At 37.8% G+C, this 25,983-nt stretch carries 24 protein-coding genes and 1 pseudogene; 13 read left to right on the top strand and 12 right to left on the bottom strand.

Annotated features, from left to right (window positions below; genetic code table 11):
- Positions 1-5 precede the first annotated feature (5 nt).
- Together B4G94_RS04905 and B4G94_RS04910 are read right to left on the bottom strand one after the other, a co-directional pair.
- Entirely contained in the window at positions 6-3,152 is a 3,147-nt protein-coding gene (locus B4G94_RS04905; protein WP_286857506.1) for a SusC/RagA family TonB-linked outer membrane protein, read from the bottom strand.
- The gene (locus B4G94_RS04910) at positions 3,149-4,558 is read right to left on the bottom strand and encodes a peroxiredoxin family protein (RefSeq protein WP_286857508.1); all 1,410 of its coding nucleotides are present in this window, start codon (positions 4,556-4,558) and stop codon (positions 3,149-3,151) included. The genes B4G94_RS04905 and B4G94_RS04910 overlap by 4 nt, the downstream gene beginning before the upstream one ends.
- A 584-nt stretch (positions 4,559-5,142) precedes the next feature.
- Here B4G94_RS04910 and B4G94_RS04915 point away from each other — a divergent pair.
- A complete protein-coding gene (locus tag B4G94_RS04915; protein ID WP_286857510.1) occupies positions 5,143-5,661 on the top strand; it encodes a hypothetical protein in 519 nt (172 codons plus the stop codon).
- A gap of 393 nt (positions 5,662-6,054) precedes the next feature.
- On the opposite strand, the gene B4G94_RS04920 is transcribed toward B4G94_RS04915, so the two are convergent.
- The 4 genes and pseudogenes from B4G94_RS04920 to B4G94_RS04935 form a co-directional block, all read right to left on the bottom strand.
- Positions 6,055-6,543: a hypothetical protein gene (locus tag B4G94_RS04920; RefSeq protein ID WP_376786630.1), complete on the bottom strand. Its 489-nt coding sequence runs from the start codon at positions 6,541-6,543 to the stop codon at positions 6,055-6,057.
- A gap of 10 nt (positions 6,544-6,553) precedes the next feature.
- Positions 6,554-7,682 (bottom strand): annotated as a pseudogene (locus tag B4G94_RS04925) (IS3 family transposase).
- Between the two features lie 219 nt (positions 7,683-7,901).
- Positions 7,902-8,747 (bottom strand): DUF3037 domain-containing protein, encoded by an 846-nt coding sequence (locus B4G94_RS04930; RefSeq protein WP_286857512.1) that lies wholly within the window; start codon positions 8,745-8,747, stop codon positions 7,902-7,904.
- Positions 8,744-9,613 (bottom strand): HipA family kinase, encoded by an 870-nt coding sequence (locus tag B4G94_RS04935; protein ID WP_286857514.1) that lies wholly within the window; start codon positions 9,611-9,613, stop codon positions 8,744-8,746. Before B4G94_RS04935 ends, B4G94_RS04930 begins: the two co-directional genes overlap by 4 nt.
- A 221-nt stretch (positions 9,614-9,834) precedes the next feature.
- On the opposite strand from B4G94_RS04935, the gene B4G94_RS04940 reads away from it, so the two are divergent.
- Complete coding sequence (locus B4G94_RS04940; protein WP_286857516.1) at positions 9,835-12,390, top strand: AAA domain-containing protein; 2,556 nt, start codon at positions 9,835-9,837, stop codon at positions 12,388-12,390.
- A 164-nt stretch (positions 12,391-12,554) separates the two neighbouring features.
- On the opposite strand, the gene B4G94_RS04945 is transcribed toward B4G94_RS04940, so the two are convergent.
- The 4 genes from B4G94_RS04945 to B4G94_RS04960 all read right to left on the bottom strand — a co-directional run bounded on the left by B4G94_RS04945 (position 12,555) and on the right by B4G94_RS04960 (position 15,549).
- Positions 12,555-13,334 carry a DUF4476 domain-containing protein gene (locus B4G94_RS04945; RefSeq protein WP_286857517.1) on the bottom strand — a complete coding sequence of 260 codons (780 nt, stop codon included), beginning with the start codon at positions 13,332-13,334 and terminating at the stop codon, positions 12,555-12,557.
- 124 nt (positions 13,335-13,458) lie between these two features.
- Entirely contained in the window at positions 13,459-13,824 is a 366-nt protein-coding gene (locus B4G94_RS04950; protein WP_286857518.1) for a hypothetical protein, read from the bottom strand.
- A gap of 412 nt (positions 13,825-14,236) precedes the next feature.
- Complete coding sequence (locus B4G94_RS04955; RefSeq protein WP_286857520.1) at positions 14,237-14,383, bottom strand: hypothetical protein; 147 nt, start codon at positions 14,381-14,383, stop codon at positions 14,237-14,239.
- 122 nt (positions 14,384-14,505) lie between these two features.
- A complete protein-coding gene (locus B4G94_RS04960; RefSeq protein ID WP_286857522.1) occupies positions 14,506-15,549 on the bottom strand; it encodes an SMI1/KNR4 family protein in 1,044 nt (347 codons plus the stop codon).
- 389 nt (positions 15,550-15,938) lie between these two features.
- Between B4G94_RS04960 and B4G94_RS04965 the strand changes: the two genes are divergently transcribed.
- From B4G94_RS04965 to B4G94_RS04990, 6 genes are all read left to right on the top strand, one after another.
- A complete protein-coding gene (locus tag B4G94_RS04965; protein ID WP_286857524.1) occupies positions 15,939-16,817 on the top strand; it encodes a helix-turn-helix domain-containing protein in 879 nt (292 codons plus the stop codon).
- Between the two features lie 88 nt (positions 16,818-16,905).
- Entirely contained in the window at positions 16,906-17,961 is a 1,056-nt protein-coding gene (locus B4G94_RS04970; RefSeq protein ID WP_286857525.1) for an alpha/beta hydrolase, read from the top strand.
- 49 nt (positions 17,962-18,010) lie between these two features.
- Entirely contained in the window at positions 18,011-18,589 is a 579-nt protein-coding gene (locus tag B4G94_RS04975; protein ID WP_286857526.1) for a sugar O-acetyltransferase, read from the top strand.
- A 43-nt stretch (positions 18,590-18,632) separates the two neighbouring features.
- Positions 18,633-19,106, top strand: coding sequence for a (R)-mandelonitrile lyase (locus B4G94_RS04980; RefSeq protein WP_286857528.1), 474 nt, complete (start codon positions 18,633-18,635; stop codon positions 19,104-19,106).
- A gap of 168 nt (positions 19,107-19,274) precedes the next feature.
- Positions 19,275-19,604, top strand: a complete 330-nt coding sequence (locus B4G94_RS04985; RefSeq protein ID WP_286857529.1) for a YegP family protein — start codon at positions 19,275-19,277, stop codon at positions 19,602-19,604.
- A 227-nt stretch (positions 19,605-19,831) separates the two neighbouring features.
- A complete protein-coding gene (locus B4G94_RS04990; RefSeq protein ID WP_108631757.1) occupies positions 19,832-20,893 on the top strand; it encodes a fatty acid desaturase family protein in 1,062 nt (353 codons plus the stop codon).
- 2 nt (positions 20,894-20,895) lie between these two features.
- Here B4G94_RS04990 and B4G94_RS04995 read toward each other — a convergent pair whose 3' ends face one another.
- The gene (locus tag B4G94_RS04995) at positions 20,896-21,162 is read right to left on the bottom strand and encodes a hypothetical protein (protein WP_286857533.1); all 267 of its coding nucleotides are present in this window, start codon (positions 21,160-21,162) and stop codon (positions 20,896-20,898) included.
- 158 nt (positions 21,163-21,320) lie between these two features.
- Between B4G94_RS04995 and B4G94_RS05000 the strand changes: the two genes are divergently transcribed.
- From B4G94_RS05000 to B4G94_RS05010, 3 genes are all read left to right on the top strand, one after another.
- The gene (locus tag B4G94_RS05000; protein WP_104381945.1) at positions 21,321-21,512 is read left to right on the top strand and encodes a cold-shock protein; all 192 of its coding nucleotides are present in this window, start codon (positions 21,321-21,323) and stop codon (positions 21,510-21,512) included.
- 197 nt (positions 21,513-21,709) lie between these two features.
- Positions 21,710-22,534 (top strand): helix-turn-helix domain-containing protein, encoded by an 825-nt coding sequence (locus B4G94_RS05005; RefSeq protein ID WP_286857534.1) that lies wholly within the window; start codon positions 21,710-21,712, stop codon positions 22,532-22,534.
- Positions 22,535-22,613: 79 nt separating this feature from the next.
- Positions 22,614-23,204 (top strand): NAD(P)H-dependent oxidoreductase, encoded by a 591-nt coding sequence (locus tag B4G94_RS05010; protein WP_286857536.1) that lies wholly within the window; start codon positions 22,614-22,616, stop codon positions 23,202-23,204.
- 76 nt (positions 23,205-23,280) lie between these two features.
- Here the strand turns inward: B4G94_RS05010 and B4G94_RS05015 are convergent, their stop codons facing one another.
- Entirely contained in the window at positions 23,281-24,129 is an 849-nt protein-coding gene (locus B4G94_RS05015) for an AraC family transcriptional regulator (protein WP_286857537.1), read from the bottom strand.
- A gap of 88 nt (positions 24,130-24,217) precedes the next feature.
- Between B4G94_RS05015 and B4G94_RS05020 the strand changes: the two genes are divergently transcribed.
- Entirely contained in the window at positions 24,218-25,405 is a 1,188-nt protein-coding gene (locus B4G94_RS05020; protein WP_286857539.1) for an MFS transporter, read from the top strand.
- Between the two features lie 225 nt (positions 25,406-25,630).
- Positions 25,631-25,983: hypothetical protein (locus B4G94_RS05025; RefSeq protein WP_286857540.1), on the top strand; the 353-nt coding region annotated here is incomplete at its 3' end.

Below are 25,983 nucleotides of genomic sequence, written 5' to 3' on the forward strand. Positions count from 1 at the left end.
TTTTTCTAATTATAAGTCAAATTAATGCCTAGAGAAATCTGTTTCTTAGGCCTGAATTGTGAAAGGTAATCGGGATCAATTCCTTTATTGTTCTTTCTCCAAATAATTCCCAGATTAGTTGCATTGCAGAATAGCCTTCCAGAAACAGTTTTATTGATCCTGAATTTATATCCTACAGAAAGATTCTGTAAACGTATATGGCTTGCATCTTCCACTAAAACGGACGAACTTTGATAGAAAGAGCTTCGCTCAGTATCAACAGGGTAAATAAAAGAAGGTATATCTGTTTTGTTTTCGTCACCGCTCGCTTTCCATCTCCGGTCAAAATCTCCGCTACCATCGCCTAATCCACCCATGGCAACCAATTCATTATATCCTACTGGAGTCCGCCTAAATACGTATCCAAATTTATATAGGAAACTGGCGGAGACATCAACGTTGCCTAGAGACGTACCGGGATTAAAATAACCCGAATAGCGCGGAACTACAGTACCTTTGTATTCGAGTACAGATTTATCCTGCAATTTGATGTTTGGATAATCGATCGAATGCTGACCATCCAATTCCCCGACAGGATTTCCGTTAGCGTCTAGACCATTCCATTTATATGCGAGAATAGAATATACCGGATAGCCTACCTGTCCCGTTACTGAAGTACCATAACTTAAAAACTCATAAGCATAATTGCCCTCATAGTAATAATCGGTGACTTTATTGTTATTGAAATTGATCATAAGCTGGGGTGTAAAGAAAATACGATTTCCAAGCGGGATATTTCCATTGAGTTTCAGGTCAAAACCATTGCCTTTCATTGCGGCAATATTCCGAAGTACACCCTTGTTTGGTATTGCCGTATAATCCACGGGATATCTGCCAAAAAGGTCAGTTCCCCATTTTTTGTAATAGTCCAGAGAACCATTAATCTTACCCGAAATAAACGAAAAATCAATTCCAGTATTCCATATTGTATTTTTTTCCCACCTTAGATCAGGGTTGCTGTACTGGGAAATAATAGCCTGTGGTAAATTGGTATAGCGGTCCGGATTTGTATAACGGATAGTTGTAATGGCCGAGCGCGATTGATCCACATTTCCACTGATGCCATATGATCCGCGTAGGCTCAGCGCATCTATCCATGCTATTTTAAAGAAACGCTCTTCCGAAAGATTCCATTTGTAGCCGATAGACCATAGCGGTTGCCACCTTTCATTCGTTTTTACACCAAATAGATTTGAAGCGTCCCGCCTAACACTTCCTGTCAGTACATATCTTCCGTTATAAGAGACCGATGCATTTGCATATTGAGATCTTGAACGGTTTATTGTAAGGCGCTTATCATCTAAATATGGAACATAAATGGTCGATTTATCAATAAAGTGAGTGTATGGGTTCCGGTAATCTACTTTTGAAACAGTATAAGTGTCGGGATCAAATCCATAGAACCTGTATTGAGCACTCTCGGCATTTGTCTGTCTCCACTCTGTTCCTAGTAAAGTTGTAAACAACAAACCCCGCCACCTCTTTTCATAGTTTACACCAAATCTAACATTGTGCGTCGTTTGTATCTGATCAGACTGATCCAGAATACCTCCATTAGGAATTGCCGATGTTACGGTTCGGTTGGTATAGTCTACCATAGCATAGGAATTGATCAGATTTCTGACCATATAACTATCCTCATCATAACGTTGCTTATCCCGGGTGGATACAAACTGAAAACTATAGTTCCCCTGCAGATTCAGCCCCTTCAACAGTTTGATATCAGCTGTCAGATTTGCCAATACCATATTTGATGCGAGTATAGAATACTTTCTTTTGTATTCTATCAGCGGGTATTCGAACCAGTCATTTAACAGCCCTTGCCCTACAGTGTCAAGATATCCTACCCTATTTTTAGCATGTCTAATTGGATTGTCATCTTTGTCTGCAAGCATTAGGTATGGTCTACCATTGGTTGGACTATAGGCAGTTCTTCCTTCTTGAAATTTATTGTCTACATATTGAAGGTCAGTTGAAAGCCTGATTTTTGGATGTAATTCAATTTCAACATAACTTCTCAATAGACTCTTTCTGAGCTTTTCGTCCAGTGTCCCAGTGTTGTTGTCCATCCGCGCAGAAAATTGGTAACGCAAGTTCCTACTACCACCTTCAATACTTAAGTTCTGATATTGGTTGACAGCCGTTCGGTACATATACTTACTATAATCGTCCCTGACATCAAGCTTTCTGTAGTTCGCAATAGCCTGCTCATGATCCTTTCGATCTCCTATTCCATCTCTAATAGCTATTAAATGCTCTACTACAGGCGAAAGATAAGGCATGTTGAAGGAATTTTGATTATCATAACGGCCTTTTTCAAACAGGAAGTTTTCGAGATCTACAACACCCGAAGAAGAAATCCGATTTAAGGAATAGAGGTCTGGTTTTTCCTGTATCTGCACGCCGCTTGCTATTGTGACCCGATTCGGAGAATTGTATTTCCCTTTTTTCGTGGTGATTACTATAACCCCATTGCCTGCACGAGTACCCCAAATAGCCGATGCAGCAGCATCTTTTAATATGGTGATATCTTCGATATCTTCCGGATTGATCCAGTTCGGATCACCTTCGTATGGGAAATTATCGAGCACGATGAGGGGAAGATTTGTATTATTGATACTGCTCAATCCACGGATAGTCATCGACCGTTTGCTGTCGCCAGTCTTATCGAATAGGATCGGTGAATTGCCTTCTAACTTCTGAAATATATTGTTAGCGTATACATCTCTGCTTCGTTGAAGGTCAATTTTATCGATTGCGCCTGAGGATATACGCTGATTTATTTTCTGATATCCTGTATTAATTGTAACTGTTTCGAGCATATTATCTTTGCTGCCCAAACTGACGGACCTGTCTTTAAGCAGCTGACTCAATGCAATCGTAACAGTTTTGTATCTGACATGCGTAAAGGTCAAGCTGTCCATATCAAACTTGTTCAAAAGAAAAGATCCTTCATGGTCAGTTTTTGCGACAAAATCTCGTCCTTTGACATTTACCTCTTCCAGCGGATTAAAGCTATCCACGTCGGTGATCTTTATCTTTATTACCTGAGCCTGACCGTTCACCATCTTGATAAAAATGAAAAGCAAGAATATTAAGTAAGTCGTTTTCATAAGCTTCTCCTTTCTGTTACCTCTATAATTGATTGTTTAGAGCGCTGATTTTTGATTTTCAGCCCATATCTAGACAATATGTTCTGTAAATATTCCTCATCCCTTATTCTATGGAGATCTATAGAAATCCTGTCCTGTTTATCGATTAAATCACTGGACAAATAGATTGGAACCCTTCGCATATCCTTTTGCTGGTAGTTCAGCGATTTCAGTAGTTCCTCAATCGTTACACTATCGGCTGGCGCGTGTAACTTTTTATTTCCTGTTGGATATATCAGTTTGGTTTCAACTTCTTTCTCAACGACTGAAAGGTCATATCCATTTGTATTGAGCAGTGCGATCAATGCATTCCACTTTAATTCCTTTTTTGGGATGTTCAATGGGGCGATAGTTTCTAAGCCAGCGCCATATTTGGTTAACCATACAGTGTAAGGAAATTTCTGTTGATCTTCGAAGCCGAAGTAGTCGAATTGATCTTCATTACCTATCTTTAAAAAGATCCGGTTATGCCAATAAACATCAAGAAGCTTGTACATTGCAAACAACAGACTATGATTTGTTAGGTAGAGCCTTTGTGTGCTATCATTCTTTCTATAGGATCCAAACGCTGAAAGTCCACTGATAGGCCCCATTATAACCGTCCTGAATTTTATAGCATCCTTAATTCTACTGCTTTTTTGGTCTAGGATGACTTTGGTTTTATCAAAATCAAGGATATCGCTTTTTGCAAGATATTCTTCATATTTACCCCCTTTCAATTTTTGGATATTTTCAGGTAACAATATTTCAGAGTGGGCAATAGTCAAAACTTTTCCCTGTTGGATGACTACGATATGCGGAATTATCCTATAGGGAAAATATGCTCTGAGCACTGTATCGCCGATTATTGTTGGAAAGTTAAGCTTAAACCTTTCGTTGAACTTGGCGACTTCTTCATTGTCCTGATAAGTGACACCGAGGAATGCTATATCTGCATCCGTATACGCATCCGTTTTAACATACTTTTGTATTGATCCAATACAGGCACCACACCAGGTAGCCCAGAAGTCCAGAATGATCAGTTTTCTATTTTTGAGCTCCTTAAGAGTTATTGCATTCTTATTAGAACTGTTGTACATAGCGTTTAAGGATGCAGTCCAAAAATCATCCGGAATTGTATCTCCTATTTTTAATGGTTTGATTATTTTCAGCCCTTCCGCCCCACTGTCCTTGTGGGGCGTCTGAGCCGATAAACTAAACATATGAAATACAGTAGCAATTACTAAAAGAGTCCTTAGGATTAGTAGTTCTCTTAAGCTATATGCTTTACTTTCAATACACGTAGGTTGTGCATTTACTAAATTTACATACTGGGCTGCCTGTCTTGAACAGGCAATACTTTTCCCAGTCCTTATAAAATTGTTCATTTTAAGGTTTTAAAAATGGTCATAATCTTCCCCTTTCCTTGCGTAGCCGCTGGATTAGGTCATTAGAATAACTCGTAAAAATGTTCCGATATAGTAGTCTCTAATTGGTTACACAAAGCAGATGATATATTTACAATGACACTTTTTTCGGATGGTCATACAGACCTCTAGCCCTATAAAACTAAGGCGGATTGGGATTTTTGGGATGTTTGTTTTTAATAATCATAACTCGTTATTGGTTAAACGAGTCTTGTATCAGGAGGTAGCTTGATAAATATAGGGCTACATGCTGTGGCTACAAATTAAGTTTCTGACGCCTAACGTAACACAGACTAACAGTAGCCCCATATCTATCTTATCAAGCAAATATAATAAAAGCTTTTATATAAGAATAGACATGGGTATTCATAACTACTGCCTTGCGTTACGGCGTCAGAAAATGTAGCCGCAAGACTCTTTGTTTTAAATACCTAAGTTCTTTCCGAAAGCATGTGCTCTCTTCCTAAACCAAAGATAAGAAACAAATTACAAAAAAAGAATTAAATGTCACTTTTTGTAATTCGATAGTAAGCCATATTTGGCTTATGACCAGTATAAATAGAAAAGTAATTACTGAAAATATCCTTAAACTAATTGATAGTAATGGTATTGAAGATAATGATTTTGCACATCTTATTGAGAAATCAACTCGAACTTTATCTAGGATAAGGAAAGGACAGTCATTATTTAATATAGATGCAATTAATGTGGCAAGCTCATTTTTTGACAAATCGTTAATAGAGCTTAATAAACAAAACATCGTGATTGAAGCTGATTCTCGTAGTACGCTAAAACGCATCCATAAGAATAATGTTGCGTATTCTAGCTTGTTAGAAAAACGACCAAGCATCACCTATGCGATAACCTATCACCTATTGAATAACAAAGAGTTTTGTTCAACAGGTATGATAGTCGATAAAATCAAAAAGCTTTTTGAATCTTTGGGATGGAATTATTCTAGCTCATATATATCTAGCTCCATGAGGAGGAATAGTAAATACATTGCTGTCGCAGGCACAATGATGGTTGATGGTAATGAAGTAAATGTCTATAAATCTAAATAATTTTAGTCTTTTTGAAATATCTAAGTACATGACAAAATTTTTATTAGTTTAATATTCAATTGGTTGCATCCTGAAAGGAGATATTCGGATAGGTATTGTAGATAAGTGGAAGTTAACAAATTTGGAAGTAGTAAAACAATCCCTCAATTTTGAAGGCTTTTCTCATTTAATATCGAAAGTCTTAACCAATTCGAAGAATGAATTCCAAAGTGGAGAATTTTCAAAATCACGAGACTTCTTTCTCATTATTCTAGCGGCAAATAAAAACTCTCGGCTTCAATCTAACCAAAACTGCTCTTCCGACTGATCTTTTGACCATTCTCACCGATGTAGTAAGTAAATGTTTTGTAGGATGAAAACTTTGCAGAAAGAAAAAAAACCTCGGGTGGAGGTCTATTTTATACTATCAACTTTTAATCTCAATTCTTTTATTTCCAATTCGGTTTTTACTTTATCCATTTTATAAGTTTGGCACTGGATAAATAAACTTCCTAATGTACCCAACGCAAGAATTGCAGTGATAATAAATTGTATCGTGTTTAATTTATAACTTTGGTTAGTCTGTTGGAGTATTTTTAGTTCTAGTTGTTCTTTAGCTTCAATATCTTGGAAGAACTTTTCTATACCGTCAATAATAACGACTTGTCTACCTTTTGCAGTAAGGAAAAACTTTCTGTACATCAAATCTACATGCGAATCACTTTCAAGCAAGCCATAGTTCTTCATATCCAATAAAATGCTCGAAATAGGTACTCCTTTATCTCTATTTCCACCAATTCTACTGGAAAGTGAAACAGGTGTTTGGTAAATTCCTAAATCATTTGTTTTGTCAATAAATGAATCTAATACTGTTTTAATCTTTTTAATATATGATTTTTCCATAAATAGTGAGCTATTCTCTAATATACAAAAATCCCCAAACATCACACGATGCTGGGGATTTAAAGTGAGCGCACCAGACTTGAACCAGGCGAGTAGATCTCCCAAGACCTTCATGGGGTCTGTTGTTATTATATTCATCCATCCACGCCTGGGTATGTTCTCTTACTTCTGACAAGTTGAAAAATAAATAAGCATCCAAAATTTCTTTGCGTTAACTTCGGTTGAACCGTTCGATGTAACCGTTCTGCATAGGCTTACCGGGCTGGATAAATTGAATAGCGATGCCCTGGTCTTTACACCAGAGCTCAAAATGAGACTGGTGAATTCGGGGCCATTATCTACACGTAGAGAGAGCGGTTTGCCCTACAAGTCTATAATTTGTTCAAGTGTCCGAGTTACCCGCAAAGAAGAAATTGAAGTAGCTATTTCGATACACAATATCTCACGGGAACAGTCATCCATCACATTAAAAGTTCTAAACCTGTTTCCAATAGTCAAACTATCGCTCATAAAGTCCATGCTCCATTTTTGATTAATGCTGATCTGTTGTTCCAAAGGTTGCTTCTCCCGAGTAGGTAACCGACGTTTGCCACGTCGCTTCTTGTTCATGTTAAGCAGCTTATATACTCTGTATACTTTTTTATGGTTCCATGGCTTACCTTCTCTACGCAAGTAGGAATATAGTTTTCGAAATCCATATACAGGATGTTTGGAAGACAGCTGATCTAATGCTGCTATAACAGCACTATCGTCTTTCTTACTAACATAGTAATATTGTGAACGGCACATACCTGTCAATTTACAGGCTCCGGTTACACTCAAACCGTGATCTAGGACAATCTCCTGAGTTAACTATTTTTGTTGCCGGAGCCCCAACCTTTTTTTGTGATGACTTCTTTTAGGATATCATGGTTCATACTCAATTCGGCAAACATCTTTTTTAAGCGTGCATTTTCTTCTTCAAGTTCCTTCAGGCGCTTGACATCTGATGCTTCCATGCCACCGTAACGGCTTTTCCAGTTATAAAAGGTGGCTTTGCTGATCTCAAGCTCTCGGCAGATATCTTCGGTCTTTCGACCTTCTTCTCCCTCTTTGAGTGCTCGCACAATCTGGCTTTCTGTAAAACGTGTCTTTTTCATCTTATTACTTAAATCTAAACATTTATGTCCAGTTTTAAGCTGTCGGATTTTTTGGGACACTTACAATATCATCAGAAGGAATGGAATATAATTGGCCGATGCCAAAATATTTGAAAGACTGAAATAATAGAAAATTCTATATTGTCAGGATGGGAAGAAATATCATACAAGGTATATGAAAAGCGTAATTCTTAATTACGCTTTTCATATTTATAAATATCAAGCTGGGTGGTTGATTATTTCTTCTTTGAGATCATTTACAAACTTATCAGCTTCATTTAATGTGACAATATCTACACGAACGTCTTTTGTAGATTTGTCTGAAAGGAAAGAAGAAATATATTCACTCATCTGATCGTTAGCATCTGGCATATTGGCAAGAATATACAGATGTAGTTCCTCGCCTACAGTCTTAAGTTCCTCAATCTGACCAGCCCAACGACGTACTTTATTTTTAATTGTATCTTCTTTTTGAAGATCAAAATTTACCGATTCGAAGAAGTTAATATGGCCATTTTTCCAGGTATGTTCAAATGATATCTCATCATACTTGGTCTTAACAGTGCGAGGACTTAATAATGGAGAAATCTCCCGATCATCAAAATAACGTTTGAACATTTTGGTCCATACTTCTTTATCAGATTTGATGTCCTGATCAATTTCAATCTTACCTACCGTTAACATTCGCTCCCCCAAATAATCAACTAAATGATCAATCGATATGTCTAGTGAATGTCGAATATCGGAGAATAACAATGCACTGTCATCCCTGACAAATGCTTTTCTTGTTACCTCATCAACTGATTTAAAAACATTAATACCAAGCTTATCACGTTCGATAGTACTTTTTATTTTATTCAAACTGGTATGAATGGTGTTTAATTGTTTAATTAGATAGCGCGTATTAGCCTGTTCAAACAATTGCCCAATAGACCCTACTTTATGCAAAATCCGGTAGGTTAAATTCTGATTAGTTGGATCAAAAACAACAATACCAACATTCAGAAATTCCCCCGTGACCTTGTCCGGGCAAAATTGTAATACTTGATATTGAAACTTTTTCATGATAATAATAATTTGATATTTTGGATAAATGCAGCTCTATTTTTTACCATCAAGTCAACATGAGTTTTGATAATATTAAAGCTGTCTTCAGAGAACCATTCGTTCGGTATAATAGATTTAGCACGTTCCCAAAAATCGTCATCAAATCTAGTCATTTTTTCAGAGAATCCATCAAGCTGTCCTATATTCCCTTTGACTCTACTAAATAGGCAATGTTTAAACAGTACGCCTTTATCTAACTCATTAAAATTCCACGGTTCAATATTTCTGTCCCATGGCAATGCTCTAACAAATGCAAAAGCAGCTTCATGATCTAATAGCAATAATTTATGGCCATCAGTAATCATATTTGGCTTCTCTGCATTTCTATCTACATTACCTATAAGCATATCGAATGCCAAAATTTCCTGAGCAACATCTTTTTGTTTATCTGTCAGAGCAATATGGTTATCTAAGATCAATAAACCTTTAACAAATCCTGATCCATAATTATATCCCAGACTTTTACTACAACGCAGAAAATAATCTTTACCTTTCTGAAGCTCTACAAAATCTTCACTCACCTCAACTATTACAGGCACTACAACTAACAGATTCAACTCAATTGCCATAAATGCCCCAATGAGCTCAAACATCCTACCATACGGTACCATGCGTTCGGATGCATTTAATTTGACTACATATTCGGCTCGCTCATGTGTAGTCTTATCTATCGCTCCTACCACAAACGGTAAATTGGCACTGCCAGTAAGTTCGTGTATTACCTCTACAGCATAAACTTGAGCAAGCGTAAATTGTTTGGATTTAATCGACAAAACAAATGATATTTTAAGATTATATAAATGGTTGGGTTTCCCCTCACGCAAATTTAAATATTTTTTTATTCATATACATCGTTAAAACAAATAATATACACAGAATCAGATGATAATGTTTAGTAAATTTATAACTCACTTATTATTGAATTTTATATGGACTGCAATATTGAAGTTTACTTTCCCATAGTTCCAGATTTAAATGGTGGGAGCTACCCTTTTGAGCAAAGAGAAATTGAAGCCTTTTTACCATCATTATAATTACCTGCTAAATGCAAAATACAAATAAATTCCTACCGAAAGAAGCCATCTATATCGATGGAAGGGACAAGACCAGCGATATCCAGTCCTATTCTTTTGTGGGCGAGAAATGTATTGTGGCATTTAAAAGCAGTCATAAAAAATACACCTACAACAAGGATAGAGTTCAGATTATCAAGTCTGCTTTGCAAAGTAAAAAAGCGGAGACCATATTCAATTACCTCAAAGAGATTGCAGATACCGTTGGACTTAAATCCGAAGATGGAAAAAACATTCTTGCGGATAGCTACGATAGAATATCATTTATCCCAGAGTGTGCTATCCTATCCAATTATCTAAATGAAACACAGCCACAGGATTGTATTCCCTTCTCTCCTATTGAAATCTTTCCCTTTGGATTCAACCTCAGCCAAAAAGATGGTGTAAACAATGCTTTTGCTAATCCCCTGAGCCTTATCGAAGGCCCTCCAGGTACAGGTAAAACACAAACTATTCTTAATATTATTGCCAACGCTGTTATGAATGGACAAAGTGTAGCGGTAGTTTCGAGTAATAATTCAGCAACTAAAAACGTCTATGAAAAGCTGGAAAAGAATGGCCTCTCCTTTGTCGCAGCTTTGCTGGGTAATAGTCAAAATAAAAAAGAATTTATAGAATCGCAATCTGACATTCCTGATTTATCGAAGTTTCGGCTAATGGACAAGGAACTCACTCAAATCAAACAGAAAAATAGCGAACTCCTGATACAGCTTACTGAAAAACTGGCTCAGAAGAATGAACTGGCGACGCTGAAACTTTTGCTCGAAAACATTAAAACAGAACGGCAGCATTTCTTGCATACATTACAAACGTCGGTAGACTTCAAAATGAATGGTAGCCTCTCATCAGATCGGCTACTAGCGCTCTGGAATTCGGTCTCCGATCAGGAACGCACAGGCAATCAGTTTAGTTGGTGGAAGAAACTGGTCTATCGCTTTAGGTACCGAATCAAAGATAAGGGCTTTTATACCTTACCGCATTGGGACATGATCAGGATCGCTCAATCGGCTTATTACCGAACTAAGATCGCAGAATTAGCGTATCGTATAAAAAGCCTGGAAAAAGCATTGCACAACTTTGCCTTCGAGGCAAAAATGAGGGAATATAGTGCGATTTCGATGCGTCTGTTTAAAAACGAGCTGCATAGAAGATATCATCACACAAAGCGCCCAATTTATCAAGAGGCCGATCTGCGGACGAAATCAATGAATTTCATTGAAGACTATCCTGTTATCATGAGTACCACCTATTCGCTGCGGAGATGCCTGGCTGAGCATACGGTCTATGACTATGTGATTATTGATGAATCGTCGCAGGTGGATCTAGTAACCGGTGCTTTAGCCCTCTCCTGCGCCAAACGTGCTGTCATTGTCGGTGATCTAAAGCAGCTTCCGAATGTGGTAGATGCTACAATGGCCCAAAAGACGGATGCGATCTTCCATGCATTCAAGTTAGCAGAACCGTATCGTTATGCTAAAAATAGTTTGCTGGCTTCTATCACACAGCTGTTTCCTGACGTACACAAAACACTGCTGAAAGAACATTATCGCTGCCACCCCAAGATTATTGAATTCTGCAACCGTAAATTCTACAACGATCAGCTCATTATCCTCTCTGAGCCAACTACCGAGCGCGAACCGCTCCTGGTGTACCGGACAGTGGCGGGTAATCATGCGCGTGCGCGAATGAACCAACGGCAGATAGATGTCATCCTACAGGAGATTATTCCACAGCAGCAGCTGGCTTCGGCTGACCTGGGTATTGTGACGCCTTATCGCAACCAGACAAATGCATTGCAGAATACATTTGCGGGTACTGAAATCATGGCCGACACGGTCGATAAGTTTCAGGGCAGGGAAAATGATGTGATTATCCTTTCAACCGTGGATAATGAGATTTCCGAATTTACGGATAACCCCAACAGGCTAAATGTCGCGATCTCCCGTGCCAAAGATCAGTTGATCTTATTGGTGCATGGCAACGATTCCGAAAACGAAAGTAATATCACCGACCTGATTCGCTATATTGAATACAATAATTTCACGATCATACAGAGTAAGCTGCATTCTATATTCGACTATCTGTACAAAGGCTATGAGGAAAAACGGCGCAGGATCTTGTCCCAGAAGCGTATCAAATCGGTATTTGATAGTGAAAATCTGATGTATACGCTAGTTCGTTCTGTATTATCTGATGATAGGTTTTCAAAATATGATGTGCTGCTACATTTTCCGTTAAGAAGTCTGATCCATGATTATTCACTGCTGTCACCTGAGGAAGAGAAATATGCGCGCCATCATCTGACTCATTTAGATTTTTTGATCTACAATAAGCTCGGGAAAAATCCGGTGTTGGCCATTGAGGTGGATGGTTATGCTTATCATGCTGTCGTAGGAAGACAATCGAAACGTGACGCGATGAAAGATGCTATCCTAGAAAAGTATGATCTTCCCCTACTCCGCTTTTCGACTACAGGTAGCGGTGAACGGGAAAAGTTGGTGAGGAGGTTGGAGGAGATAATGAATTAGAAATATGATATATATATATAAATCTGTAAAATAGGTTATTATGTTAATTCTAAGCAATTTTGAAGGAGTATAACCTGAAATGTTTTTTTGATCTTAGATATTCATCTAGTTTAAAAAAAAGCCCGACAATTTATGCCGGGCTCCCTATATACCTTGAGGACTTTTTACCGCATTCTTTGCTGCTTTTCTATAAAATCAAGCAGCTCATTTTTATTACCGAGAAACGTAAAGTTTCCGCTCAATGTTGAATAATTTCTTTTGTCCGAACAATTTCCGTACGCCGCCTTGGCGACTTTCAGCTTTCCATCATCCCATTGAAAACGTTTCATGATTTCACTGATCTGTTCAACACGGAGCGTTGTCTCCGAAAAGATAGGATTAATTATTTTGAATTTCGCATCGTCAAAAGGTTCGCGGTTCATGAGACTGAATAAACGGTCCAATTCCGCTCTTGTGATCGGTGTTATGGAATTTATCGGTGGGATACCCGTATCCGGAGCATCGTCCAGGTGAATAGGCCTGCCCGGTGCACCATAGGCATAAGCCAACCCATTACCATTGTCTATGGAAGACATATCTAGCGGAATCTGAGCAAAAAGATTAATGTGCTGGCCACGGCCCCGCATAGAGCGCTGGTTGCCCAGCTTAAAGATCATCTCCACATAATCACCATTTTCATTGCGTACAGCAATCTGCCTACGCTCCATTTCCGCCTGTCCCCTTCCGCTTATACGGGTACTTATCGTATACAATTGATCAGAAAGTCCGTCAATGGTCACCTGTAGCTCCGGCCGATCGTTGTAGACCACCCCATTCAGCGAGAGTATAAAAGGCTGACTGTCGGAGACAACAGTAATCCTCCCTGCGTTGGAGGAACGATATTGCGCATGTAGATTGATTCCGATCAACTGAACCAGAAAAAAAACGATGATATATTTCAACATAAAAAACAGATTATTTAATACTATGACTCATTCGCTCGCCCAAAGATTAATTCACTCTACAATTTTTTAATAAATTTATTTAATCAGTCATATGCTACATCACGTATCCCACGAGCATCACTATTTAAAGCTTTGAATCCCTGCCCCGATCAGTACCCTCCAAAGGTGTATAAATATTTATATTATTCCCATTTCTCCTTTTTAGATAATATTGAATTTTGGTCGTATCAATACTGTCGACATCTGAAGCTGTCCAGATCTTTTGCCGACCGGTCTCATCTATTGTCACGATCGTATCAATCCCATGTGCAACGATTTTCTGTAAGCCCATTGCAGTGCGCTCACCCTCACGCGTCAATAGATGAATATAACCATCTTTGTCAACGAAATGGATCTTTGGCTTTTCGCTACAGCTAGCAAATAGAAAAGAAGCCAATACCAAAAGGGAGAAATTCTTCCAATTCATAATTCCTGTATCACTAAATGACATAAATCAGTTCATTTTTTTATTCGCACAAAATATTCTTTTCGACTACTAAGTATTTATAAGCCATTGCGACCAATGTAATAAATAAAACAATATTTCCAGTTGATTGGAGTCAACCCTCTGGCATTCATTCAGCAGTTTAAAATCTACTGAAATTGCTTCGTCAAAAAGCGATCTTTCCTGAATTTCAAGATCTCTGGAAATATTAAATCGCAGTCTCTAGCTTCGCCGAGCTATTTACATCTATGCGATGCTAAATCATCAGCTACGGTTATTCTTTTTTGAAAATACAGTTTATAATAGTAACAAATATAAAAGTTTAATAGGAATGTTTTGATTAAAATAAAATTTGTGTATCAAAAATATTGGAAGGATGAATTAACAGAACGCTTGAGTAGAAACTAAAATAGGCGCTTTATTCTTCCCGCCATTCAATCCCGGGATACATTTCTCCTGTTAATAAGTAATATTGTAGTATTTCTAAACCATCTTTATTATCAACAAGCAATGCCTTGGGGGTAATAATATCCATCTTCGCATTCAAAAATGAAAAATAACCCATCAGAGCCCGAAATCTTATCGCCGATTTCCCCTGCTTGAAGAAAAGCCTATCTGGATTTTATAATTTTATCCTTAAGTTCATCAGGTAAATGGTTGAATTCTGTTGTATCCACAATGTCATTATTATTTTTTCGCAATTTCTTTTAAAAAGGTTAGGAAGTTGTCTGCATATAATTCAAATTCCCACTCACCGCTCCCGTGTATACTTGTATAAATTGGTGCATCATTTTCTGTTATTTCATTAATGTCTATGCAATACGGGTCAGCTCCTGCATCAGCAATTACAACAAAATTCTTTGGCCAATCGGCAATTGATTCGTTGGTTACCGGATTAAATGAATAGCCTTCCTGTCTTTTTATCAGGTCAGAAGCTCCATACAAATGCAAACCTTGAAAGTATTTTTTGTTGTCAATGAATACGTTTAAAGGCGAGTAGTTTTTGAGGAACAACAAATAATTTTCCGGTAATTTCCATTTTTTCTCTATGTTTAAAATGTCGGTTTCGTCTGCAATAACGAGCCAGTTTGTCGGGTTTGATAAGTCTCGGTTTTTAGCTCTTTGTGCTTCGAGTTTTTTGTTAAGTTTTGAAGCAATTTTTTCAAGTTCTGTTTTTGGGTTTTCTAGCGAAATATGCGTTTTCGGTTCTGGATAGCCTCCACCGTCTTGAAAACCATTTTTCTGCCAGATCTCTATTTCTTCAATTCTTAAATCTGCTTCTTTCCAATATCCTGGATCTTTAGGTAGTTCTCGGTCAAAAGGTTGTTTGCTAAATAATGAGATACTTTTAATTGCTTTTGCACGGATTGAAGTATTAAAACTTTGGTTTTTTAGAATTTCAATTAGTGCCGGAAATGATTTTTTGCCGCTGGTTTTTAATAATCCGTCAATGCCCCAATACGTTAATTCAGGCTGAGTGATGCACCATTCGAAAAAGTCAGCGTAGTTAGCTTCATCTTCGTTTACAAGTTCTATAATATCAGTCAGTAGAAAATTTCGCCAATGCAAAATTTGTCCACTCCTTGCGTAATCTGTTAAGATATTCAGAACATATTCTCTGTCAGTTGATGAATATTTTTTCAATAATTTTTCGATCAGTTTGGAAAATTTACCCCCATCTGTTTCATCAACTATTTGTTGTCTTAATTTTTGTAAACTTTTGTCTGTCATAAAATTACTATCAAAGTTTGCGAAGTTTTTTATAAGTTGTAAATTATATCCGTCTCGTCGTCTTTAAAGATAATTTGTATAGGATTTTTTATTCAATCAAGTATATACAAAATAAAAATGATAATGTTATTATATTTACAATCCGCTGGGTTTCTTTTCAGATCCGTGTGTATTCAAATATTAAGCGTTATCGAGAAAATGCTTAAGAATCTATCCACACTGAAAAAGCTCCCAAGGATAATGGACTCTGAAGTATTCCAGCGATTTTTCAAGATTGCACGTTATACGGGACTAAAAAAACAATTTCAGATATTTTTTTTTCTATTTCTTAAACCAAACTCCCATCATAGTAAAGAAGGACCTAAATTTGAATTTCTTAACTTTGTTAAATGGAGACAAAAATTGTACGCAGTGTATCGGAGTTCAACAATGAACTTAAATTGCAAGGTTTTAAAGCTTTTCAGATAGAAGACGACAGTAATGCTACACGGATATATAGCCGCAAGGATTTCTTTAAGATCTGTCTTACAACCGGAATTAGCAAAATCCACTACGCGGATAAAAGCTTTGAACAGGAAGGTACAATCTTATTCTTTGGAAATCCGCATATCCCCTATTCATGGGAAACTATTTCTACTACATACATCGGATATACTTGCTTATTTTCCGAAGAGTTTTTAAAACAGTCTGACCGCTTAGAAAGCTTACAACAGTCTCCTTTTTTCAAAATTGGAGGCACTCCCGTGCTAAAAATCACTGAGGATCAAAGGTTATTTCTCAACACTCTGTTCCAAAAAATGATCGAAGAACAGGAAAGTGACTATGCTTTTAAGGATGAACTGATTCGTAATTACATCAACCTAATTATTCATGAAGCACTTAAACTGCAGCCTTCTGAAATCTATAGCCCTAATAAGAATGGTACTGCCCGTATAGCGTCGGTGTTTCTTGAACTGCTGGAACGACAATTCCCCATTGAAACACCTTCAAGTCCATTAAAAATGAGAACGGCACAGGATTACGCTCAAAACTTGAACATCCATGTCAACTATCTGAATCGTGCTGTAAAAGAGGTAACCGGTAAATCAACAACAACCCTGATCACTGAAAGAATTATAACAGAGGCCAAAGCCCTGTTACAGCATACGGACTGGAATATTTCAGAGATAGCCAGTGCACTGGGGTTTGAATACCCCACCTATTTCAATAACTTCTTTAAAAAACTTACCGGAACAAATCCAAAATCCTTACGGGAATCTGAAGTTTGAAATTCTTAATTTTTGGTTTGATAATCGTTAACATCCACTCGCTATACTGATCTACCTTTGTATCTGTAGTAATAAATGTAATACAGATATGAAAATAGCAGCAGCATTGATGGTTATGTCTTTCCTGTTTTCAGGGAATATTTTCGCACAAAATGTACAATCAAACCAAAATTCAAAGAAAATGGATACATCAACAGATCATTACACATTTCAACTAAGTGATAAAGTAACGCGTCAAAAAGTAAGTTTTAAAAACCGTTACGGTATAACGCTTTCAGGCGACTTATATATTCCCAAAAATAGTGGCGGCAAAGTTTTTTCGGCCCTCGCAATCAGTGGTCCGTTTGGTGCAGTTAAAGAGCAGTCCTCCGGATTGTATGCAAGCCAAATGGCTGAAAGGGGATTCATTGCCCTGGCATTTGACCCTTCTTATACAGGTGAAAGCAGTGGTGAACCTCGTCATGTAGCCTCTCCTGACATTAACACCGAAGATTTCAGTGCTGCTGTTGACTTTTTAGGGCTGCAGAAAAATATTGACCGAAACAAAATCGGAATCATTGGAATCTGTGGATTTGCGGGCTTTGCCTTAAATGCAAGCGCGGTGGATAAGCGTATTAAGGCTGTTGCCACAACCAGTATGTACGATATGACCCGCGTCATGTCGAAAGGTTACAATGACGTAGTTACATCTGATCAACGAACAAAAACTCTTGAACAACTGAGCCAGCAGCGCTGGAAAGATGCTGAAAATGGGTCATATGCTTCATCGTCAAACAATTTGCCCGAAAAACTTACCGGCAATGAACCGCAATTTGTAAAAGATTATTTTGATTATTACAAAACACCACGCGGGTTTCATAAACGCTCTATCAATTCAAACGCTTCATGGACCGCAACTTCACCGCTATCATTTATGAATATGCCGATTCTTGCTTATATCAGGGAAATTGCACCACGACCAATACTGATCATTGCAGGAGAAAATGCTCATTCAAGATATTTCAGCGAAGATGCTTACACGGTAGCTTCAGAGCCCAAGGAACTAGTGATTATTCCTGATGCCGTTCACGTTGATCTGTATGATCGATCGGATAAAATTCCTTTTGATAAACTAACAGCATTTTTTAAATACAATCTAAAATAGCCCCTTCAATTTCACTAATTTAGGTATATATAACTTAACAGAATATTCAATGGAAAAATCAGAAAGCACATTTCAGGAAGATATTTTTGAACGGTTAAAAAAAGAAAAAAGCATTTCTTCCGGCGATCCTGACGCCTACCGTTTGCGCGAAGCATCGTTTGCCACCAAAGCGTTATTGGTAAAGATGAATAATTCAGCTGACCCGAAGGAAATAAGGAATTTATTAGCACAAATTACAGGTTCAACCATTGACGAGAGCACAACTGTGTTTACACCCTTGCATATTAACTATGGAAAGAATACATCAATAGGTAAAAATGTTTTCATCAACTTCGATTGTGTCTTTTTGGATCTGGGTGGGATTGTCATCGAAGATAACGTATTAATAGCTCCTAAAGTAAGCTTACTAACCGAAGGTCACCCTATTGAACCGGAAAACAGGCAATCACTAACTGTTGCTCCTATTCATATTAAAAAGAATGCCTGGATCGGGGCAAATGCGACAATCCTACCCGGAGTTACCATTGGCAATAATGCCATAGTGGCTGCCGGCGCTGTAGTTGGCAAAGATGTCCCGGATAATACGATAGTAGGTGGAGTACCAGCAAAAGTTATAAAAAATGTTTAATATGTACCCTGATCATATATTCAACCTCAAAATGACAAACTATATGAAAAGATTAATCGTTATCCTAATTATGGCGGCAAGTTTATCCGCCTGTAACACTAAAATAGATCATACAATGAGCACAACAAAAATATTTCCACAGGGAGAACAGCTGCCTAAGGAATGGTTTACCGGAAATGCATTCTTACAGCCTTTGGTCGCAAAAGATAAGAACAATGATTTTTCGGCAGGAAGCGTAACTTTTACACCGGGTGCAAGAACAAATTGGCACACCCATCCGAAAGGTCAGGTTTTGCTGGTGATTGAAGGAAACGGGCTTTATCAGGAAAAAGGAAAGCCTGCACAATCAATAAAGAAAGGCGATGTTATCAATATTCCCGAAAATGTAAAACATTGGCATGGCGCTACCGCTGACAGTCAGATGGTGCATGTTGCCATAACAAATTTTAAAGAGGATACCCAGGTTACCTGGCTCGAACCTGTAACTGAAGAAGAGTTTATCCTCGCTAATAAGTAATCAGGTAAATTGATCAGATGATGTAAACTTTTGTCTACCATTTCAATATGTTAATAACTTTATGCCCATTATTTAATCATTGTTTCACAATAAAAATAATTTTATACGTTATCTTTAATGGTATAATAAAGAATCGCATTTATCACATAAAATTTATAATAGAAAAAAATGGGAAAATTTGTAGTGAAAACAAGAAAAGATGGTGAGTTTCAGTTCAATTTAAAAGCAGGAAATGGTCAGATAATTCTGAGTAGTGAGGGCTATAAAACCAAGGCAAATTGCTTAAACGGCGTTGAATCGGTAAAAAGAAATGCTCAGGACGATGATAAATTTGACAGAAAGACTTCGACAAATGGTAAACATTACTTCAATCTGAAAGCGACCAATGGTCAAGTTATCGGAACAAGTGAAATGTACGAAAGTGCAAGTGGAATGGAAAACGGAATTGAATCCGTAAAATCAAATGCACCCAATGCTACCATCGAAGATCTTGATTAAGATGTAAAACTTGATTTGCATAAGCAAATAATAAAAAGCCCGAAATTTACGCTCGGGCTTTTTTGTTTTAATTGGCAATGCCCTAAGTTTATTGAAAAATCAATATTTTAACATGCATTTAACGTTGTGGGATAGTGTTGATTCAAATATAAAACGTAACTTCACATCAGCCAATCACTTTAGATTGCAAATTAAATACGAGAAATATCTCCACCGTCAGAAATCACATGTCCCAGTCTGTTAAATTCGACAATGTTAATACATTGTTCTCCAAAGCGTTAAAGCAAAAAATCAATCATTATTTTAATAACTCGTTAAAGCAAAAAACCGGCAACCGAAGGATATTTTTGAAAGCCGCTATTCTTTTGACCACTTTTATCCTTTTATATATTCTCTTGGTCTTCGTTCCGCTTCATTGGAGCATCGCTGTCGTGCTATGCCTTATTTTCGGGGCCAACTTGGCTGCGATCGGCTTCAATATCATGCACGATGCCGGACATAATTCGTTTTCGGATAACAAACGTCTGAATACGGTATTGTCCTATACACTCAATCTCTTGGGCGGCAATATCTATTTTTGGAAACTCAAGCATAATATCGCCCACCATACGTATACCAATATCGATGGTGAGGACCACGATATTGAAATTAAATTTATGCGTATCCACCATGATCAGAAATTGAAAAAACACCACCGCTATCAACGGTTTTACTTTCCGCTGTTATATGGTATCTCCTATTTGGCCTGGATTTTTTATCAGGATTATGAGAAATATTTCCGCGGCCGCATGGGAAATCAAACCGAGCGTTTTCATTTTCCGGTCAGGGAACGTGTCATTTTTTGGCTCAGTAAGATTGTGCATTTCACGCTATTTGTGGTTCTTCCCATTATCTTTGTCGGTTGGCTTCCTACCCTCTTTGGCTTGTTGATCGCTGGCGTTGTCTGCGGAATGAGTCTGGCGACGGTATTTCAACTGGCTCACGTTGTTTCCGGAACTGAATTTAAGACAATCGAAGGGGCGCGTGTGGAAGAAGAATGGATGATTCATCAGATCCAGTCCACGGCCAATTTCGCTACAAGGAGTAAGATATTGACATGGCTGCTCGGTGGACTTAACTTTCAGGTAGAGCATCATCTGTTTCCCAAAATAAGCCATGTGCATTATCCCGCGCTCAACCGTATCGTAAAACAAACTTGCAAGGAATATAAATTGCAATACAACGAATTCAGGACTTTTTGGGCAGCGTTTAGGTCGCATATCGGGGTTATTCATGCCATGTCAAAATAAACTTAGTCGAGTGATCCAATATTGTCCTGCATAGCAAAATTAAAAGCTCCTTCTTCTTCACTCGTAATTTGTACGGGAAGAAGGAGCTTTAATGCGATATAAAGGCAGTAAATGAATTTAATCTGAAAATAAATCACAAAATATACTATATACCAATAATTTATACCTATACTTGTATCATAATCAGGTTCCGCCTTTGCTTTTCTGAAATCGTCAAGTATCCCTTTCCGCTCAGTTTTTGCATTTCCAGAAGCTAATTTTGTTTTCAAAATAATAGTGAAGTACCTTTTTGAACTTGCATAAACCCCAAGCCCATTAAATACAAAACATCATTTCTTGCAAACAAATGGATTATTTCTCGTTGTTGGGGCAGCATCCTTTATACAGCGTGTGTAAACAGAATAATTTAATACTAATATATAATACAATGCAAGAAGGAACAGTAAAATTCTTTAACCAGACAAAAGGTTTCGGTTTTATTACACCAGCTGATGGTGGTGAAGACATTTTCGTACATGTTACCGGTCTGATCAATGAAGTACGCGAAAATGATAGCGTAACATTTGATTTGGAAAACGGAAAAAAAGGCATTAATGCCACAAACGTACGTATCGCTTAATTAAGTAGAATAGTCAATCTGGGAGTTGCATGGCGCATCTTCTAAGGACGTGTAGCAGATATCTGCTACACGTTTTTTTTGTCCATCGATTGCCTCCTATCTACGCCAGGTGTTTCAGATTCAGGCAATTTTTCTAAATGCCTATCGGATGTCAGATTTTAGCGTATATTTTTTATTAAATTGGCATTAGAAAACTGATGAGCACGGACCAAGAAACATATCAAAGCTATAGGATACCCGTTCCGGAGGAATTTGAAACGGTATTTTCCCATTTTTACTTTGCAGCGAATACATCAAAAAACACTATTACAAAAACACTGTTACCATCATTTCAGACTATGATGGTGTTTAATTTCGGGACACCGGCCTTACTTATCTCCAAAGAAAAAGCTAAAATCAGCATTGGTAACTGCATTGTACTCGGCCCGGTTAAACAGGCCTTTTCTTACACTTTACTCCCCGGGACACAGCTATTGATCGCCAATTTCAAAGCTGATGCTTTTTATCGTTTTTTTGGTAGACCACACCTTTCCGGGCATCAGACCATGGATCCTGACGAGCTCCTGTTGGACAATTGCTTTCACTATTTATGGCAGCAGCTAAATGAAATCGACGATGTGGCAGAAAAAGTAAAGTTTATCTTAAATTTTTGTAAGCCTTACTTGAGGTCGCAGGATGATGTTGCTGCTCTACTTTTCCATTTTCAATCCGGACCACTGAATCCTGTTAAATCTGTTGCTGAGCAAATCGGACACAGCGAAAGAAATATCCAGCTTATCCATAAAAAACATTTTGGATTCAGCGCCAAAGAATTGAGTCGATATGAGCGTTTTATCAAGGCGATTGGATTCATCCAACAGCTAGCCTCGTCAACAGAAAAGGTAAATTGGTTTGAAATAATCGAGGAATGTGGCTATTATGATCAAAGCCAATTGATTCACGACTTCAAACATTTTATCAATACTTCACCTAAAAAATTTTTAAAATTTCAGCGGGATGTCTGCAGGGCATCTGATGGATAGACCTTTTCGTTTTCTTACAATTTTCCCGATTGTATTCCTGATAGATTTGTTCCATTCAATCAATTAAAAATAAAAAAAAATGAAACATCTCATCATCTATGCGCACCCAATTGACGGCAGCTTAAACAATCACTTTAAGCAAATTGTTAAAGACACCTTGCTACAAAATGGACAGGAAGTCATCGTAAGAGATCTCTATCAATTAAATTTTAATCCGGTATTGTCCCATGATGATATCAACGGCCAGCGCCGAGGAATTGTGGATCTGGACGTAAAAAGAGAGCAGGACTATATTATCTTGGCCGATGCCATTACTTTTATATATCCCATCTGGTGGACAGGTATGCCTGCCATTATGAAAGGATATATAGACCGTGTATTCAGTTATGGATTTGCCTACAGATATGATGCCGGTGTTCAAAAAGGCCTGCTGACCGGAAAATCCGCATACATTATCAATTCTCACGGTAAATCAATGATGGAATACCAAGAAACCGGGATGGACAAAGCCCTACAATTGACCTCTGATAACGGTATATATAGTTATTGTGGTCTTGAAATCAAGCGGCACTTTTTCTTTGATCGGGCTGACCGTGCAGACGATCATACGGTCAAAGCATGGGGATCACAGCTCAGACAGGTCTATTTAGAAAATGAACTAGCTGTTTAAAATAAAAAATACTGTGCTGACTGGCAATAGACAAAAAATCCGGGAAACAGTTTTGTTTCCCGGATTTTCCGGATTCTTAAGCTTGCATTGCTACACGTCCTTTCGTTTTTCTGAATTCTGTCAGGCTCATCACGTGTGTCTTTTTAAAGAATTTATTCAGATGGCTCTCATCTGAAAAACCAAATTCGGACACAATTTCATTGATCCGCATATCACTAAAAAGAAGTCTATGCTCGATCAATCTCATTTTATAATTTAATATATAATGCTGGATGGTTTCACCACATTGCTTTTTAAAGTAGCTGCCAAGATAACTTTCAGAGAAGCCAAATTTATGAGCGATTGAAGATACTTTTAACAATGCCGGATCATGGATATTTCCCTGAATATAATTAATAATGTCTAACACCCGCTTATCTGTATTGGATGCCACATGGGCTACTCTCATCTTTGAAATGTTCCTTGCCGCAATGACAATCAATGCATTCACATAATGTAAGGTCAGCTCTTCCTGAAAGAGGTCTGGATGATTGATACCATGGAGAAGCGAGGAAACAATCGAATCAACCAGAACAACATCGGGTTTATTCTGTAAAATGCACCCGGACAAATAGGATGCCCCATATAATAGACATTCCATCGAATTTATGCTATTCCACTTGTAGTCTTTTACGTATCGCTCGCTGAACTTAACGAGCAAAAGTTCGGTATGTTCGATTACTTCCAAATTATGCTGATCATTTGGCGTAAGGAGGATGAGACTACCTTTGCTGTATGAAGCGGTATTGTTGTTAATCTTAAGAAATCCTTCTCCACAAATGACATATATGATTTGAAAAAAGGAAAACTGGTTATCTTTTAAAGGACAGTTTACCACCTGATGGTATTCTACTTTGACCAATTGATCTATGTTCTCTCTTCCCATAACGCAAAAATACCTATTTATCATTAAAAAGTACTGATTTTTCACAATATTTCTGTTCAAATTTGCTACATCAAAACTTTAGATAGCAATGAAAAAATCAATCTACGTCCTGGCACTGGGTGCATTTGGCATAATTACAACTGAATTTGGAATAGTTGGAATTCTTCCGACAATTAGCCGCGAGTTCGGTGTATCATTAGATACTGCCGGATGGTTACTCAGCGCATTTGCGATAACGGTGGCGGTTTCGTCACCTTTTATCACTTCCTTCACGACCAAAATAAATCGGAAACTTCTCCTATGTCTGGTTATGAGTATATTTGTCCTTTCAAACTTAATCTCCGCATTTTCTTCAAATTTCACTATGCTGATGGTGGCCCGCATCCTACCAGCCATATTACATCCGCTATTTTGGAATATCTCTATCGCTATTGCTTTTAAAAATAGCGGAGCAAAGGGTGTTTCTACAGTCATGTTGGGTCTCAGCTTAGCGACTGTCCTTGGAATCCCGTTGACAACCTATGCGGTAGACCTATTTAATAATTGGCAGGCTTCATTTTTCCTTAGCAGCGCGATCAGTCTAATTGCTTTTATAGGTCTGTTGGTTTTTATACCTTCTATTCCTGCAGACAATACAAAATCCACGCAAAATCAGATCGCGGTACTGAAAAGTCCTCTTTTGTGGCTCAACCTGATTTCAACCATTTGTACACTGGCGGCGATGTTTTCCAGTTATACCTATCTTACCGCCTATCTTGAACAAATTACTAAGATGGATGGTGCACAGATCAGCGTTATGTTGCTGCTCTTCGGTGGCATGGGAACGCTAGGAAATTGGCTGATGGGCCTGGCGTTAAACAGAAATGTGCTATTAACAGCGAGATTCTTTTTGGCTTCTTTAATCGCGGTACAGGTACTCGCTTACTACTTAGGCGGAATATTTGCCCCAATGGTCATTATAGTCTCCATCTGGGGAATGATTCATACGGGTGGATTTCTGGTTTCAAATATTCGGACAACTCAGTCGATTCCCCATCACGCTCTTGAATTTGTGAATAGCTTACTTACCTCATCCTTTAATATCGGCATTTCCCTGGGTGCTTTTCTCGGTGGGATAATAAGCGTCTACTATGGTGTACATTATGTTTTATGGGTAAGTATCTTGCTATTAGCGGTAACATTTGCGATGAGTTTTGTCACTTTCCCAAAAACGCAAACGGATGATGAGGAAAATATAGCAACAAAGCTTACTCCATCGGTCTGTAAACAAGCTTAGGAAATCAGCTCGCATAATAAGCTTAAATAAAAATATCCCTTTTGCTGGGAAGGGATATTTTTATTTAAGTACCACTAGCTTCTTGATGTATCACTTCAAAGTTATTCTGAGCAACCGGCAAAAAGTGGCTGTGAAACTTTAACGCTGTAAGTTTTGTTCGTATTTAGTGTATTTATAATCAAATTAATGTTATATTTATGTTAATTCTCAAAACAACAATAAATTATGGCTAAGTCTGCAAAAATTCAATCTCCTAAAAAAGAATTAAAAAATAAAGTCATCACTCATTTACAAGATACTATTTCTTATTTACGTGATCATTTCAGCGAAAAGGAATTTAGCAACAGAATTGAAAAGGCTGCCAAATTATTGATTGAGGGTCTTAAAAATAAGACTTTGGCTAAAAATAACAGTACTGCAGCTAAGACGCAGCCTGAAGCTACGCCAAAGAAAACAGCAGCGGCACCGGCTGCTAAAACAACTATAGCTGAAAACACTGTAATCAAAGCGGCTCCGACAGCAGCCAAAGATACCAGCACGCCAGCTAAGCCACAGGCTAAAGCTACGCCAAAGAAAAC

The organism is Sphingobacterium sp. UBA7625, from assembly GCF_002484085.1.
Lineage (GTDB): Bacteria > Bacteroidota > Bacteroidia > Sphingobacteriales > Sphingobacteriaceae > Sphingobacterium > Sphingobacterium athyrii.